12 protein-coding genes are annotated in these 15,159 nt (G+C 66.7%); 2 read left to right on the plus strand and 10 right to left on the minus strand.

Translation table 11 applies throughout. The features are described from left to right. Positions 1 to 63: 63 nt before the first annotated feature. The 10 genes from C7R54_RS11665 to C7R54_RS11710 all read right to left on the minus strand — a co-directional run bounded on the left by C7R54_RS11665 (position 64) and on the right by C7R54_RS11710 (position 12,764). Positions 64 to 693, minus strand: a complete 630-nt coding sequence (locus tag C7R54_RS11665; RefSeq protein ID WP_129150616.1) for an MlaC/ttg2D family ABC transporter substrate-binding protein — start codon at positions 691 to 693, stop codon at positions 64 to 66. Positions 694 to 755: 62 nt separating this feature from the next. Beyond that, positions 756 to 1,598 carry an MlaA family lipoprotein gene (locus C7R54_RS11670; protein ID WP_129150617.1) on the minus strand — a complete coding sequence of 281 codons (843 nt, stop codon included), beginning with the start codon at positions 1,596 to 1,598 and terminating at the stop codon, positions 756 to 758. Between the two features lie 69 nt (positions 1,599 to 1,667). Next, positions 1,668 to 2,162 carry an outer membrane lipid asymmetry maintenance protein MlaD gene (mlaD, locus tag C7R54_RS11675; RefSeq protein WP_129150618.1) on the minus strand — a complete coding sequence of 165 codons (495 nt, stop codon included), beginning with the start codon at positions 2,160 to 2,162 and terminating at the stop codon, positions 1,668 to 1,670. Between the two features lie 70 nt (positions 2,163 to 2,232). Then, a complete protein-coding gene (gene mlaE, locus C7R54_RS11680) occupies positions 2,233 to 3,036 on the minus strand; it encodes a lipid asymmetry maintenance ABC transporter permease subunit MlaE (RefSeq protein WP_129150619.1) in 804 nt (267 codons plus the stop codon). After that, positions 3,033 to 3,869: an ABC transporter ATP-binding protein gene (locus C7R54_RS11685; RefSeq protein WP_129150620.1), complete on the minus strand. Its 837-nt coding sequence runs from the start codon at positions 3,867 to 3,869 to the stop codon at positions 3,033 to 3,035. Before C7R54_RS11685 ends, mlaE begins: the two co-directional genes overlap by 4 nt. Positions 3,870 to 4,219: 350 nt before the next feature. Then, on the minus strand, positions 4,220 to 4,744 hold the full coding sequence (locus tag C7R54_RS11690; RefSeq protein WP_129151031.1) for a chromate transporter: 525 nt from the start codon (positions 4,742 to 4,744) through the stop codon (positions 4,220 to 4,222). Continuing rightward, positions 4,744 to 5,349, minus strand: a complete 606-nt coding sequence (locus C7R54_RS11695) for a chromate transporter (protein WP_129150621.1) — start codon at positions 5,347 to 5,349, stop codon at positions 4,744 to 4,746. The genes C7R54_RS11690 and C7R54_RS11695 overlap by 1 nt, the downstream gene beginning before the upstream one ends. Positions 5,350 to 5,525: 176 nt before the next feature. Continuing rightward, positions 5,526 to 6,989, minus strand: a complete 1,464-nt coding sequence (locus tag C7R54_RS11700) for a glutamate synthase subunit beta (protein WP_129150622.1) — start codon at positions 6,987 to 6,989, stop codon at positions 5,526 to 5,528. 58 nt (positions 6,990 to 7,047) lie between these two features. Next, positions 7,048 to 11,784, minus strand: coding sequence for a glutamate synthase-related protein (locus C7R54_RS11705; RefSeq protein ID WP_129150623.1), 4,737 nt, complete (start codon positions 11,782 to 11,784; stop codon positions 7,048 to 7,050). 257 nt (positions 11,785 to 12,041) lie between these two features. After that, on the minus strand, positions 12,042 to 12,764 hold the full coding sequence (locus C7R54_RS11710; RefSeq protein WP_129150624.1) for a hypothetical protein: 723 nt from the start codon (positions 12,762 to 12,764) through the stop codon (positions 12,042 to 12,044). A gap of 382 nt (positions 12,765 to 13,146) precedes the next feature. On the opposite strand from C7R54_RS11710, the gene fghA reads away from it, so the two are divergent. Continuing rightward, positions 13,147 to 13,998 (plus strand): S-formylglutathione hydrolase, encoded by an 852-nt coding sequence (gene fghA, locus C7R54_RS11715; protein ID WP_129150625.1) that lies wholly within the window; start codon positions 13,147 to 13,149, stop codon positions 13,996 to 13,998. A 284-nt stretch (positions 13,999 to 14,282) separates the two neighbouring features. After that, positions 14,283 to 14,969 carry a hypothetical protein gene (locus tag C7R54_RS11720; RefSeq protein WP_377814649.1) on the plus strand — a complete coding sequence of 229 codons (687 nt, stop codon included), beginning with the start codon at positions 14,283 to 14,285 and terminating at the stop codon, positions 14,967 to 14,969. Positions 14,970 to 15,159 lie beyond the last annotated feature (190 nt).

The raw sequence follows: 15,159 nt of genomic DNA on the forward strand, positions 1-15,159 counted from the left end.
GCGCGAGGACATCCCGACCCCGCCGGCCATGGGAGGCGGACGGGGCGCGGAGATGTGGCCCTTTTATTTATTGCGCTGGTTCAGCGCCTTGATCAGGCCGTCGATACCGTTCTGGTTGATTTCCTGCGCGAACTGGTTGCGGTAGTTCTGGATGAGCCAGATGTTTTCCACATTCAGGTCATAGATCTTCCACCCGCTGGCGGTCTTTTCCAGGCGGTAGTCGACACCGGTGTTCTGGCCGTTGGATTGGCTGATCACGGTGCGCACGACCAGGTCGTCGGCCTTGGGATCGCCGCGGAAAGGCAAGGTCTTGGTGGCGGTCTGGTTGTCCACGCGGGTCAGGGCGCCGGCGTACGTGCGCACCAGCGTGCCGCGGAAGGCCTCGGCCAGGGCTTTTTGCTGCTCCGGCGTGGCCTGGCGCCAGTAGCGGCCAGCGCTCAGGCGGGTGGTCTTCTCGAAATCGACATAAGGCAGGATGTGCTGCGTCACCACCTGGTTGACGCGCGCCACATCGCCCGGCTTCACGCCGCCGCCGGCCTTCAGGGCGTTGAGCGTCTCGTCGGCGACATCCTGCACGAACTTGTCAGGCGCGCCCTGGCCGTCCGGGGCCGCGCGCGCCACGTGGACGGCGCCCAGGCCGAGCAGGCCCACCAGGGCCAGGCGTTGCAACAGCGAAATTACGGGGAACCGCATGGGGACTCCTTCTGGATAGGGATGGCGGCGGCACGCGGCAAGCCCCGTGCCACCGCGGAGATTCAGCGTTTGGCCGGCGCGACGGTGCCCGACTGGTTGGCGCCCGGCGCGGGCACCGTGGGCGCCGCTGCCGGCGCCTTGGCGTTGGCGTCGGACGCGTCATCGTCGTTGTAGTTGGGCAGTTCGTCCTGCGCCTTCTGGCCCAGCACCATGGCGTTGCGGCGTTGCAGATAGGCGTCGCGCACGAAACTGTAGGGATCCAGGGCGATACGGTCGACCGTGTCGGTGGCGTCCAGCAGGCTGGCACGGCGGTCGACGATCTGCAGGCCGTAGAGCGAGTTGCGCACGCGCACGTTGTCGATGGCGCCTACGCTGGTGTAGGTGTTGCCGACGAAATCGCCCGCCAGGCCGGCGCCGTCGCGCACCGTGCTGGGGCCCCAGAACGGCAGCACCAGGTACGGGCCCTGGCCGAAGCCCCAGACGCCCAGGGTGGTGCCGAAGTCGTTGGGAATGCGCGGCTGGCCGTTGGCGGTGGCGACGTCGATACATCCGCCCACGCCCAGGGTGGTGTTGAAGAGGACGCGGCCCACCGTGTTGATGGCGTCAAGGCCGCGGCCCTGCAACATGCTGTTGGCGGCGGCCCAGATGTCGGCCACGTTGTTGAACATGTTGTGGACGCAGGTGCGCACCGGTTGCGGCGTCACGTAGGTATAGCCCACGGAGATGGGACGCAGGAAGTTGCGGTCCACCGCGTCGTTGAACGAATAGACGCCGCGGTTGAAGCCTTCCCAGGGGTCGCGCGGGTCGGGGTTCTGCACGGACGCGCAGCCTGCCAGGGCCAGGCCGGCCGCGGCCAGCGAGGCGACGCGCAAGAAACCGGTCCGGGAAAAGGTGGGAGTGTTCATATTGTTGCTTTATATCCAGGCTTCTCGAAGAAGACGCCGCGTCGGGGACGGCTGGCGCCACGGAAGTGCTCAATTCTTGGGGGCTGCGTCCCCGGCCGGCGCGGAGCCCTGCTTTTCGGCCGTTCCATAGAGGAATTGGCTGATCAGGTTCTCCAGCACGACAGCGCTCTGTGTATAGCGGATTTTGCCGCCGTCGGCAAAATTATCCTCTTCCGTCCCTGCCGTGACACCAACATATTGCTCCCCCAGCAGGCCGGAGGTCAGGATGGCGACCGAGGAATCCTTGGGGAACTGGTAGCGGCTGTCCAGCTGCAGGGTGACGACGGCCTGGAAGGTCTTGTCGTCGAATGAAATCCTGGAGACACGGCCCACCACGACGCCGGCGCTCTTGACCGCCGCCCTTTCCTTCAGGCCGCCGATGTTGTCGAAGTTGGCGCTGAGGCTATAGGTGGGCGCCAGGGAGAATGAGCTGAGGTTGCCGGCGCGCAGCGCCAGGAACACCAGGGCGGCGGCTCCCAGCAGCACGAACAGGCCTACCCAGAAATCGGTTTTTTCGCGTGACATAAGTATCCGTGTCAGGAGTGCGTATCAGTATCAACGGGGTTGAGTCTTTGCATCGTATGCGCCGGCCGGGTCAATTGCCGAACATCAACGCGGTCAGCAGGAAGTCCATGGCCAGCACGGCGAGCGATCCCACCACCACGGTGCGGGTGGTGGCCCGCGCAACGCCTTCCGGCGTCGGCCTGGCCTGCCAGCCCTCGTGGAGCGCCACCAGGGTGACCGTGATGCCGAACACCACGCTCTTGAGCACGCCGTTGGCCACGTCGCTCCATACGTCCACGCCGCTTTGCATCTGCGACCAGAAAGCGCCGGCGTCCACGCCGATGAGCATCACGCCGACGGCCCAGCCGCCCATGATGCCCACCATGGAAAATACCGCGGCCAGCACCGGCATGGCGATAATGCCGCCCCACAGGCGAGGCACCAGCACCCGGCGCATGGGGTCGACCGCCATGACCTCCATGGCCGACAGTTGTTCGCCGGCCTTCATCAGGCCGATTTCCGCGGTCAGCGACGTGCCCGCGCGGCCGGCGAACAGCAAGGCAGTGACGACGGGGCCCAGTTCGCGCACCAGCGACAAGGCCACCAGCAGGCCCAGCGATTCCTCGGAGCCGTAGCGGCGCAGCGTGTAGTAGCCCTGCAGTCCCAGCACGAAGCCGACGAACATGCCGGAAACGGCGATGATCAGCAGCGAATAGTTGCCGATGAAATGGACTTGCTGCGAAACCAGTCGGGGCCGGCGCAGCGCGATGCCGCTGCGGGCGAGCAGCGCCAGGAAGAAACGGGTGAAGAACCCAAGGCCGTTGATCGTGCCGCGCACCCAGCCGCCCAGGCGGGAAAGGGGATTGCGCCGGCCCGTCTTGCTGCTGTCCGTCATGGCTTGTTCCCCTCCTGGCGCGCCAGCCAGCGCGTGAAGGCCGGGGTTTCGGGATAGTGGAAGGCGACCGGACCGTCGGGCGCCCCATCGAGGAACTGGCGCACGTAGGGGTCCTGCGAGGCGTTCAGCTCCTGGGGCGTGCCGGCGGCCGCCTGGCGGCCCTGGCCCACCAGGTAGACCCGGTCGGCGATGGCGAACGATTCCTGCACGTCGTGCGTGATCAGCACCGACGCGCAACCCAGGCGGTCGGCCAGGTCGCGTATCAGGCGGGCGGTGATGCCCATGGAAATCGGATCCAGTCCGGCGAAGGGCTCGTCGTAGAGAATGAGCTCGGGCTCCAGCACGACGGCGCGCGCCAGGGCTACGCGCCGCGCCATGCCACCGGAAATCTCCGCGACTTTCAGGTGCGCTGCCGCGCGCAGGCCCACGGCCTGGAGCTTGTCCAGCACGCGCTCGGTGATCTCGGCCTCGTCCAGGCGCGTGTGTTCGCGCAGCGGGAACGCGACGTTCTCGAAGACGTTGAGGTCGGTGAAGAGCGCGCCCTGCTGGAACAGCACGCCCATGCGCTTGCGCAGGTCCTGCAACTGTTCCGGCGTGGCCTGGGCCAAGTCCTGCCCGAAGGCGCGGACCGTGCCGGCGCGGGCCAGCAGTTGGCCGGTGGCGGCACGCAGCATGGTGGTCTTGCCCGAGCCCGAACCGCCCATGACGGCCACCACCTGTCCCGGCGCCACCGTCAGGGTGATGCCGCTAAGAACGGTGAATTCGCCATATCCCAGGGAAACATCGTCGAATTGCAGCGCAGCGTCAGTATGGTTGTCAGAGAGATCGGGCATAAAGGTGGAGGCTGTGGACGGACGCATTCCGTCCCCCGAAACTGGACCGCACATTGTATCGCTTGAGCAGGCGAGCCGCTCTCGGACCTCTCAGCGGTCCGGCGGCGGGGACATGCGGCAGGCGCGGACGCGCCGGCGCGGGTGGCAGCCATTAAACTCCAGCCCCCGTCGCAAACGTCATCCAATTACGCACAAATCCTGTGATATTTAGCGAATTTGGATGAGCAGGCGCTACGGCCGGGCCCTTTGCCGCCGCGTATTTCGTAGTCGTGAAGACAGGCGATAGCGGGATTTGACGGGGTATTCGAGAAGAAAAGCCGATGTAGGCGGACAATAGAGCCGGCGGGGTGTCAGCGCAATACCACAGAGAAGACGATGGCACCCGCGCCCATCAGTAGGAAAGGGCTGACACGCGTATACATGAGCATCAGCGTCGCCACCGCGGCGACGCCCCAGGCCCAGGGCCCGCCCTCGGCGGCGCGCAGGATGGTGCAGGACGCTGCCAGGATCATGCCGGCCGCCACGGGCGCCAGGCCGTGTTCGATGGCGCGCGTCCAGAGGCTGTGCTTGTAGCGCGACCATACCCGTGCCAGGCCATACACCAGCAGGCTGCTGGGCACGAAGATGGCGAAGGACGCCACGAGGGCGCCCAGCAATCCGGCAACTTGCCACCCAACCAGGGTGACAAGCAGGGAGCCGGGCCCCGGCGTGACCCGCGACAGGGCGAACAGGTCCAGGAACTGGGTGTCGTTCATCCAGCCGTAGGCGACGACGGCCTGGCGGTGGATGTCGGCCACGACGCTCTGGCCGCCCCCCACCGTCAGGAAGGACAAGGGCGCGAACACCCCGAAAAGGTCGAGCAGGCGGCCAGGCATCACGAACCCGCCCGCGTGCGTTGTTCCTGGCGCAGGCGCAGCCAGGCGAGCAGTACGGACAGCGGCGCCACGGCGCCGACGACCCATAACAGGGGCCACTGCGCCAGGAAGATACCGCCGAACGTAATCACCATGATGACGATGGGCGCGGCGCCCACCGCGGCGCGGTACGCCGCGCGCAGTCCCATTTGCAGCGACAGGCCGACGGCCGCGGCGGCTACGCCCGCCAACACGCGGTGCACCGCGGGCGCATGGGCGACCTCGCCGAATCCGGCGGCCAGCACGATGGCCACCACCATCGCCGGCAATACCATGCCCAGGGCCGCGACGCCGGCGCCGCGGCTGCCGCGCAGCTGATAGCCGATCCAGATGGCCAGGTTCACCACGTTGACGCCGGGAAAAGCCTGGGCCAGCGACAGGCCGCTAAGAAATTGGTGTTCCGACAGCCAGTGGCGCCGCTGCACGAACTCGCGCAGCATCCAGCCGCTGAGGCCGCCGCCGAAGCTGGTCAGGCCGATCTTGCTGAACGCCAGGAAGATCTGCCCCAGGGTGGGCGGCGCGGTGAGTTCGACCGGCGGCGTGGAGACGGTGGCGGGGGATCGCACTGGGACACCCGGTAATGGAAAGAGGACCGGCCTGGTGGGCCAGCGCACGGACAGGCGCCGATCTTACCTAAACGCAGTTGTCTTATGACTTAATTGTCTTGGGGCGGCCAACGCAAAAAGAAAAACCGCCGGACACGGTGTCCGGCGGTCGGATGGTCGGGCCGTGTCGGCCAGGCTTAGCGCGGCAGGTCGCTGTCGCCCATCAGGAAGGCATCGACCGACCGGGCGCACTGGCGGCCTTCGCGGATGGCCCAGACCACCAGCGATTGACCCCGGCGCATGTCGCCCGCGGCGAAGACCTTGTCCACGCTGGTGCGATAGTCGTCCGTGTTGGCGCGGACGTTGCCGCGGCCGTCGCGGTCGACGCCGAACGCGTCCAGCACCTTCTGGACCGGCGACACGAATCCCATGGCCAGCAGCACCAGGTCGGCCTTCATTTCGAATTCCGAGCCCTCGACTTCCTGCATCTTCATCTGGCCGGTGGCTTCGTCCTTGACCCACTCGACACGCGCGGCCACCAGCTTCTTGACCACGCCATTCTCGCCTTGCAGCGATTTGGTGGTGACGGCCCAGTCGCGGTCGCAGCCTTCCTCATGCGAGGACGACGTACGCAGCTTGACCGGCCAATAGGGCCAGGTCATCGGCTTGTTTTCCGACTCGGGCGGTTGCGGCAGCAGTTCGAACTGGGTGACCGACGCGGCGCCGTGGCGGTTGCTGGTGCCTACGCAATCCGACCCGGTGTCGCCGCCGCCGATGACGATGACGTGCTTGCCCTTGGCCAGGGTCTGGCCGGTCAGGCGATCGCCCGCCACGGCCTTGTTCTGCTGGCGCAGGAAATCCATGGCGAAGTAGACCCCTTGCAGGTCGCGGCCGGGCACCGGCAGGTCCCGCGGCGTTTCCGAGCCGCCGGTCATCACCACGGCGTCGAATTCTTCCTTCAGCGAGGACGGGGTACGGGTCGTCAGGCCGTCGGCCGCATCGGCGGCGTCGCCGATGTACGTCGACGGGCAGAATTCCACGCCTTCGGCTTCCATCTGGGAAATGCGGCGATCGATCTGCGACTTCTCCAGCTTGAAGTCGGGGATGCCATAGCGCAGCAGGCCGCCGATGCGATCGCTCTTTTCAAAGACCGTCACGGCGTGGCCGGCGCGCGCCAGCTGCTGGGCGCAAGCCAGTCCGGCCGGACCCGAGCCGACGACGGCGACCTTCTTGCCGGTCTTGCGCGACGGCGGCTGCGGCGCCACCCAGCCTTCTTCCCAGCCCTTGTCGATGATGGCGTGCTCGATCGACTTGATGCCCACCGCGTCGTTGTTGATGTTCAACGTACAGGCGGCTTCGCAGGGCGCCGGGCAGATGCGGCCGGTGAACTCGGGGAAGTTGTTGGTGGAGTGCAGCACATCCAGCGCCTTGCGCCATTGCTGCCGGTACACCAGGTCGTTCCAGTCCGGGATGATGTTGTTGACGGGGCAGCCGTTGTTGCAGAACGGAATGCCGCAGTCCATGCAGCGCGCCGCCTGCTGCCTGGACTGGTCGTCGTCCAGGCGCAGCACGAACTCGCGCCAGTTCTTCAGGCGCGCGGCGGGCGCGGCGTAGGCTTCATTCAGGCGCTGGAATTCCAGAAAGCCGGTGATTTTTCCCATGGTGGTGCTAAGTCCTATACCTGTTGGCGTTGCGGGCGGCTCGTGTGTCGCATGTGTCTCAGGCGGCCATCTTTTGCGGGTTGGCCGCGCGCCACATTTCACCCAGCGCACGCTTGTAGTCAGTCGGCATGACCTTGACGAACTTCCCGCGCGAAGCTTCCCAGTCGCCCAGGATTTCGCGGGCGCGGAAGCTGCCGGTGTAGCGGAAGTGTTCTTCCACCAGGCGACGCAGGATGGTTTCGTCGGTCTGGCGCTCATGGCCACGCTGCGCGCTGTGCCAGACGTCGATGTTGTTCAGCGCTTCCTGCTCGCTATGCGGCAGCACGCTGTCCAGCTCGACCATGGACAGGTTGCAACGGTGGCGGAAGCTGCGGTCCGGATCCCACACGTAGGCCACGCCGCCCGACATGCCCGCGGCAAAGTTGCGGCCGGTGTTGCCCAGCACGACCACGGTGCCGCCGGTCATGTACTCGCAGCCGTGGTCGCCGGTGCCTTCCACCACCGCGGCGGCGCCGGAGTTGCGCACCGCGAAGCGCTCGCCGGCCACGCCGTTGAAGAACGCCTCGCCCGACAGCGCGCCGTACATGACGGTGTTGCCGACGATGATGTGGTCCGGGCCGAAGCCGCGGAAGTCGTTGGGCGAACGCACGATGATGCGGCCGCCCGACAGGCCCTTGCCGACATAGTCGTTGCCTTCGCCGACCAGGTCCATCGTGATGCCGTGCGCCAGGAAGGCGCCGAAGCTCTGGCCCGCGGTGCCGTTGCACTGGATATGGATGGTGTCGTCCGGCAGGCCTTCATGGCCATAGCGCGCCGCGACCGCGCCCGACAGCATCGCGCCGATGGTGCGGTTGCGGTTGCGTACCGGAACGATGAAGGACACTTTCTCGCCGCGCTCGATGGCAGGGCGGCTGCGTTCGATCAACTGGTGGTCCAGGGCGCCGGCCAGGCCGTGATCCTGTTCTTCGACCTGGCGCACCGGGCCGTCCGTGGACGGCTGGTAGAACACACGGCTGAAGTCCAGGCCGCTGGCCTTCCAGTGGTCCAGGCCGGCGCGGGTGTCCAGCAGGTCGGCGCGGCCGATCAGCTCGTCGAAGCGGCGGATGCCCAGTTGGGCCATGATTTCGCGCACTTCCTCGGCGATGAAGAAGAAGTAGTTGACGACGTGCTCGGGCTTGCCCTGGAACTTGGCGCGCAGCACCGGGTCCTGGGTGGCCACGCCCACCGGGCAGGTGTTCAGGTGGCACTTGCGCATCATGATGCAGCCTTCCACGACCAGCGGCGCGGTGGCGAAACCGAATTCGTCGGCGCCCAGCAGCGCGCCGATGACGACGTCGCGGCCGGTCTTCATCTGGCCGTCGGCCTGCACGCGGATGCGGCTGCGCAGGCGGTTCAGCACCAGCGTCTGCTGGGTTTCGGCCAGGCCCAGTTCCCACGGCGTGCCGACCTGCTTGATCGACGACACCGGCGAAGCGCCCGTGCCGCCGTCATGGCCGGCGATGACCACATGGTCGGCCTTGGCCTTGGCGACGCCGGCGGCCACGGTGCCCACGCCCACCTCGGAGACCAGCTTGACCGAGATCGACGCCTTGCTGTTCACGTTCTTCAGGTCGTGGATCAGCTGGGCCAGGTCCTCGATCGAATAGATGTCGTGGTGCGGCGGGGGCGAAATCAGGCCCACGCCCGGCACCGAGTAGCGCAGCTTGGCGATGTAGTCCGACACCTTGTGGCCGGGCAACTGGCCGCCTTCGCCGGGCTTGGCGCCCTGGGCCATCTTGATCTGGATCTGGTCGGCGCTGCTCAGGTATTCGGCGCTGACGCCGAAGCGGCCCGAGGCCACCTGCTTGATCTTGGAGCGCAGCGAGTCGCCGGCCGCGAGCGGCACGTCGGCTTCGATGCGGTCCTTGCCCAGGATGCTGGCCAGCGTGTCGCCGTCCTTGACGATGCTCTTGCCGCCGTTGCGCATTTCGCCGCGATAGCGCAACTCGTCCTCGCCGCCTTCGCCGGTGTTGGACTTGCCGCCGATGCGGTTCATCGCCACCGCCAGCACCGAGTGGGCTTCGGTGGAGATCGAGCCCAGCGACATGGCGCCGGTGGCGAAGCGCTTGACGATGTCCTTGGCCGGTTCGACTTCGTCCAGCGAGATGGCGCGGGTGGGGTCGAAACGGAACTCGAACAGGCCGCGCAGCGTCATGTGGCGGCGGCTCTGGTCGTTGATGATCTGCGCGTATTCCTTGTAGGTCCGGTAGTTGTTGGCACGCGTGGCGTGCTGCAGCTTGGCGATGGAATCCGGCGTCCACATGTGCTCTTCGCCGCGCACGCGGTAGGCGTATTCGCCGCCCGCGTCCAGGTCGCCAGCCAGCACCGGATCGCTGCTGAAGGCGGCGCGATGCAGGCGCAGGGCCTCCTCGGCGACCTCAAATATGCCGATGCCCTCGACCGTGCTGGACGTACCGGTGAAGTACTTGTTGACCAGGGCCGATTGCAGGCCGACGGCTTCGAAAATCTGCGCGCCGGTATAGGACATGTAGGTCGAGATGCCCATCTTGGACATGACCTTGTTCAGGCCCTTGCCGATGGCCTTGATGAAATTCTTGACGGCCTTTTCCGGATCCGCCATCTGCTCCAGCGCTTCCAGCGCCAGGTAGGGGTGGATGGCCTCGGCGCCGTAGCCGCCCAGCAGGGCGAAATGGTGCACTTCGCGCGCCGAGCCGGTTTCCACCACCAGGCCGGTATTGGTGCGCAGGCCGGCGCGGATCAGGTGCTGGTGCACCGCCGACGTGGCCAGCAGGGCCGGAATGGCCACGCGGTCGTTGTCGACCAGGCGGTCGGACACGATCAGGATGTTGAACCCGCTGCGCACCGCGTCGACGGCGCGCGCGCACAGGGCCGCCACGCGGGCTTCGATGCCCTCGCGGCCCCAGGCGGCGGGATAGGTGATGTCCAGTTCCTGACTGCGGAATTTCTTGCCGGTCACCTGTTCGATGTCGCGGATCTGCGCCATGGCGGCGCTGTCCAGCACCGGCTGCGACACTTCCAGGCGCAGCGGCGGGTTGACGTTGTTGATGTCAAGCAGGTTGGGCTTGGGGCCGATGAAGGACACCAGCGACATCACCATCTGTTCGCGGATGGGGTCGATGGGCGGGTTGGTGACCTGGGCGAACAGTTGGCGGAAATAGCTGTAGAAGGTCTTGGGGCGGTTCGACAGGACGGCCAGCGGCGCGTCGTTGCCCATGGAGCCGACGGCTTCCTCGCCGGTGGTGGCCATGGGTTCCAGAATGAACTTGTAGTCTTCCTGGGTCCAGCCGAAGGCCTGCTGGCGATCGAGCAGGGACGACGCCGAGCGTTCGGGCGTGGCAACGGCCTTGGGCGCCGGCAGCGATTCAAGCTTCACGCGCAGGCGTTCGATCCACTGGCGGTACGGCCGGGCGTTCGACAACTGGGACTTGATTTCGGCGTCGTCGATGATGCGACCCTGTTCCAGGTCGATCAGGAACATCTTGCCGGGTTGCAAGCGCCATTTCTTGACGATGCGGTTTTCCGGGATGGGGAGGGTGCCGGATTCCGAGGCCAGGATCACCATGTCGTCATCGGTGACCAGGTAGCGCGCCGGACGCAGGCCGTTGCGGTCCAGGGTGGCGCCGATCTGGCGGCCGTCGGTGAAGGCCACCGCGGCGGGGCCGTCCCAGGGCTCCATCATGGCGGCGTGGTATTCGTAGAAGGCGCGCCGGCTCTCGTCCATCTGCGTGTGCTGCTCCCAGGCTTCCGGGATCATCATCATCATGGCGTGCGCCAGGGAGTAGCCGGAATTGACCAGCAGTTCCAGGCAGTTGTCGAACGTCGCGGTATCCGACTGGCCTTCGTAGACGATGGGGTAGAGCTTGGGCAGGTCGTCGCCCAGCACCGCCGACTGCATCATGCCTTCGCGGGCGCGCAGCCAGTTGAAGTTGCCCTTGACCGTGTTGATTTCGCCGTTGTGGGCGATCATGCGGTACGGGTGGGCCAGCGGCCAGGCGGGGAAGGTATTGGTCGAGAAGCGCTGGTGCACCAGCGCCACCGCCGAGATCGTGCGGGTGTCCGCCAGGTCGCGGTAGTAGCGGCCGACCTGGTCGGCCAGCAGCAGGCCCTTGTAGACCACGGTGCGCACCGAGGCGGAGGGCACGAAATATTCCTTGCCGTGCGCCAGGCGCATGTTCTGGATGGCGTGGCTGGCGGTCTTGCGGATGACGTAGAGCTTGCGTTCCAACGCGTCCGGCACCATGACGTCGGCGCCGCGGCCGATGAACAATTGGCGGATCACGGGTTCCAGGCCACGCACGGCGGGCGACATGGGCATGTCCACGTCCACCGGCACGTCGCGCCAACCCAGCACGACCTGGCCTTCGGCGCGCACCGCGCGCTCGAGCTCCTGTTCACAGGCCAGGCGCGAAGCGGTTTCCTTGGGCAGGAAGACCATGGCCACGCCGTATTCGCCGGGCGGCGGCAGCGCCACGCCTTGCTGGGCCATTTCCTCGCGATACAGCGCGTCGGGAATCTGGATCAGGATGCCAGCGCCGTCGCCCATCAGCTTGTCCGCGCCCACCGCGCCCCGGTGATCCAGGTTCTCCAGGATCTTGAGGCCTTGCTGGATGATGGCGTGGCTCTTGCGCCCCTTGATGTGGGCGACGAAACCCACGCCGCAGGCGTCATGTTCGTTGTTCGGGTGATACAGGCCCTGCGGCGCGGGCATGCCGATGCGCGAGGCGTCGATGGGCTGTTCCGGCGGACAGGAGGGGGAGGTCAAGGATACGGACATGTCGCGCTCCGGGAGTGGGGCTGCTGAAAATAGAAATCTACGGGCGCAATGTTGCAGCGCAAGCCGCGACGATACTGCGGTGCAGCGTGGGCAGCAAGGAGAATAAATGGGGTATGTCCCTATTATATTATTTGCAATATTTAATCTTCGTTAAACGGGGACGTACTAAATATGAAGGAATGGCGACCCTGCGGAGGCATGCAATAAAAAACCGGGACGGACCCGGTTTTATCGCGCTGCGTCGTGGTGACGGTGTCTCAGGGTGTTTCCGTGGGCACCGGCACGGGCTCGACCGGTTTCTTGCGGGGGCGTCCGCGTTGGCCGGGCGTGACGCGGCGGCTGGCGGTGTGGGAAAGGGATGCGATGAAGGACGGACCCCCCAGCGCCCACTGGCCTTGCACGGCCTGGTCTATGCGCTGGATCTGTTCCTGGGACAAGCCTTCCTGCAGGCGCTGGCGGTAGTTCGCCTGCCGATCGAACGGGGTATTGCCACAGGACCAGTAGTCCGCGTGGTCCGACATCCAGCTGGCCTGGGTGGCGGCGGTGCCGGTATGGCCGGCCGCGGAAGACCAGGGCCAGAGTTCGGCGTCGTGGGTGGCGCCGCTGCGCACGGGATAGGTTTCCAGCCAGACCAGCGCGGGCAGCACCCAGGCGCCGGGTTCGACCAGCGCCGATCGGTAGCGGCCCGCGAAAACGCGGCCGCCGCGCAGGCGCGCCGCCAGGTTGCGGCCCAGCGTTTGCATCAGGCGGGGCAGTCCCTCCCCATCGACGGGCGTGGCCAGCAGCAGTATCCGGTCGCTGGCCAGCACCCATCCGTGCAGCGCGACGCGGTTGCGCGTAGCGGTCTCGCCGAGCCAGGTGGCGACCTGGTTCAGGGTGTCCGCCGGCGCGGGCTGCGACGGGGCGGCCAGCGGGTGGATGAAGTTGGCGAGGACCAGTTGAGGCAGTCCGGGGGCGTACAGTCGGGGCAGGCGTGCCATAGGGTCTCAGGTCTTGAGCATGCGGTGCGCAAAAGAGCGCGCTGGCAATAAATGGTACCGCGTAAACGCCGCCGTGCAATACCAAGTACATCCTAGATTACCCGACTCCCTGCCGTTGCGGCACCCCTTCCGGTCCTGGCGGCGGGGCTGGCCGGCACTTGGCCGAGGTGTCGTCCCGCTGACGTGAGCCCTGCCGCGTTAAGATTTCAGCTCTTGGCCAGGCGGCAGGTGCTGCGCTTCACCGAGGTCGCGGCCCTCCTGCCGTCCGGCGCAGCCATCCACGGCCCGCCCCAGGGCGGTCCTCCGGGGCAGTCCCCGCGGCGGCTGTCTGGGGATGCCCGTGCCTGTCCCGACGCCCCGCCTCACCCTACAGGAGTTTTCCATGGCTGGTCTGGAGCTGATTTCCCAGCATCGCTGCTTCGGCGGCTGGCAGCGCTATTTTCGCCACGACTCGGCCGAGATCGGCCTGCCCATGCGGTTTTCCGTCTTCGTGCCGCCCCAGGCGGAAAAGGCTCGCGTGCCGGTCCTGTTCTACCTGGCCGGCCTGACCTGCACCGAAGAAACCTTCATGATCAAGGGCGGCGCCCAACGGCTGGCGGCCGAGCTGGGCCTGATGCTGGTCGCGCCGGACACCAGTCCGCGCGGCGCGGGCATCGCGGGCGAGGACGACAACTGGGATTTCGGTACGGGCGCCGGTTTCTACCTGGACGCCACCCAGGCGCCGTGGCGCGCCAACTACCGCATGTACAGCTATGTGACGGAAGAACTGCATGGCCTGGTCACTGGCGAGTTGCCGGGGGATGCCGGACGCCTGGGCATCTTCGGCCACTCGATGGGCGGGCATGGCGCCTTGGTGCTGGCCTTGCGCAATCCCGCCAAATTCCGCTCGGTATCGGCGTTCGCGCCGGTGGCCGCGCCCAGCCAGTGTCCGTGGGGGCACAAGGCCTTCGGCAACTACCTGGGGCCGGACCGGGAGGCCTGGGCGGCCTATGACGCCACCGAACTGATGCGCAAGGCGCGGGCGCCCTTTCCCGGCGGCATCCTGGTGGACCAGGGCATGGCCGACGGCTTTCTGGCGGAGCAACTCCATCCGGAGGCGTTCGAGGCCGCCTGCGCCCAAGCACGCCAGCCCCTGGACCTGCGCCGGCACGAGGGCTACGACCATGGCTACTACTTCATCTCCACCTTCATGGAAGATCACCTGCGCTTCCACGCGCAGCGTTTGCTGGCCTGACGGGCCAACGTGGCACGAGGAGCCGCCTCAGGCGCATGGCAGCGCTTCGGGGACGCATGGCGGAGCTTCGGGGCACCGGCCCTACAAGAACTTTTACAAAAGAATCCCATCCCATCGGGGGCACCGCGGAGCCGGCTTTGCCGGTCCGAAGGTGCCGCCCCTTGAGGGGGGCGCGCGGAGCGCGCTGGGGTGGGCCTTTCCGGAGCGCGCTGGGGTGGACCCTTCCCCGCAGCTTGACGGGGTCGATATACTGAAACTGTCGAAAGCTTCAACGGGGTAGCCGTTTGGCCGTAGCTCCTTTTCTCTGGGTCATCTGTCCGGCCGTCGTGGCCCTGCTGGTTGGGGCCGGCCTGTTTCTCGGGCGTGGCGGCCCGCGGGATGCGACTGGCCGCAAGCAGTTCCGCTTGCGCCCGGTCCGTCGCCTGGTTGGGCTGCTGATCCTGGCATTGGCGGCGGCCTGCGGCCTGTTGGGCGGGTCCCTTTACCAGTTCCACCGCCTGACGACGGACCAGCCGGTCGCCACGGTGCAGTTGGAACAGCAGGGCGAGCGCCAGTTCATGGCTACCGCCCAGTTGGAAGGGGAAAGCCGACCCCGCCAGTATCAGCTGCGCGGCGACCAGTGGCAGATCGATGCGCGCGTATTGCGTTGGGAACTGCCGGCCTTGCTGGCGGGGGTGCCGCCCCTCTACCGCATGGAGCGCCTCTCGGGGCGCTATGACGACCCCGTCGCCGAGCAGGCGCAGCCGCGCACGGTCTACCCGCTGGGCGACGCAAGGACGCCGGACCTGGGGATGCTCAAGCATCGCTTCCCCAACTGGCTGCCTTTCGTCGATGTGCAGTTCGGCAGTGGGGCGTACATGCCGATGTTCGATGGCGCTCGCTACCGGGTGTTCCTCGATCCGCGTGGCGCCCTGTTCGTACGGCCGGACGACACGGCCACGGCGGACGGCCTGAAGCAGCGCGGTTGGTAGGCCGGGAAGTCGCGGCCGCCCCGGGGCCCCGCCGTCCGACGGATGAGCATGTCCCGCAGCGATTCCCCTATTTACTGATATGGATAAGGGGCTTGCAGTGCTTAGGCGGGAACTATGGACATAATGCTGATGTCCAATTAGCACTCCCGCACTTCGAGTGCTAAGATCAGGTCCACTCTTTTAAGGTTTC

This window comes from Achromobacter aloeverae (genome assembly GCF_004121055.1).
Taxonomy (GTDB): Bacteria; Pseudomonadota; Gammaproteobacteria; order Burkholderiales; family Burkholderiaceae_B; genus Bordetella_C; species Bordetella_C aloeverae.

Bases quoted from the DNA above. Each gene is read 5' to 3' on its own strand.
- C7R54_RS11690 (WP_129151031.1), bottom strand. From the start codon at position 4,744: ATGCCTGGCCGCCTGCTCGACCTTTTCGGGGTGTTCGCGCCCTTGTCC.
- C7R54_RS11670 (WP_129150617.1), bottom strand. From the start codon at position 1,598: ATGAACACTCCCACCTTTTCCCGGACCGGTTTCTTGCGCGTCGCCTCG.
- fghA (WP_129150625.1), top strand. From the start codon at position 13,147: ATGGCTGGTCTGGAGCTGATTTCCCAGCATCGCTGCTTCGGCGGCTGG.
- C7R54_RS11705 (WP_129150623.1), bottom strand. From the start codon at position 11,784: ATGTCCGTATCCTTGACCTCCCCCTCCTGTCCGCCGGAACAGCCCATC.
- C7R54_RS11685 (WP_129150620.1), bottom strand. From the start codon at position 3,869: ATGCCCGATCTCTCTGACAACCATACTGACGCTGCGCTGCAATTCGAC.
- mlaE (WP_129150619.1), bottom strand. From the start codon at position 3,036: ATGACGGACAGCAGCAAGACGGGCCGGCGCAATCCCCTTTCCCGCCTG.
- C7R54_RS11665 (WP_129150616.1), bottom strand. From the start codon at position 693: ATGCGGTTCCCCGTAATTTCGCTGTTGCAACGCCTGGCCCTGGTGGGC.
- mlaD (WP_129150618.1), bottom strand. From the start codon at position 2,162: ATGTCACGCGAAAAAACCGATTTCTGGGTAGGCCTGTTCGTGCTGCTG.
- C7R54_RS11710 (WP_129150624.1), bottom strand. From the start codon at position 12,764: ATGGCACGCCTGCCCCGACTGTACGCCCCCGGACTGCCTCAACTGGTC.
- C7R54_RS11700 (WP_129150622.1), bottom strand. From the start codon at position 6,989: ATGGGAAAAATCACCGGCTTTCTGGAATTCCAGCGCCTGAATGAAGCC.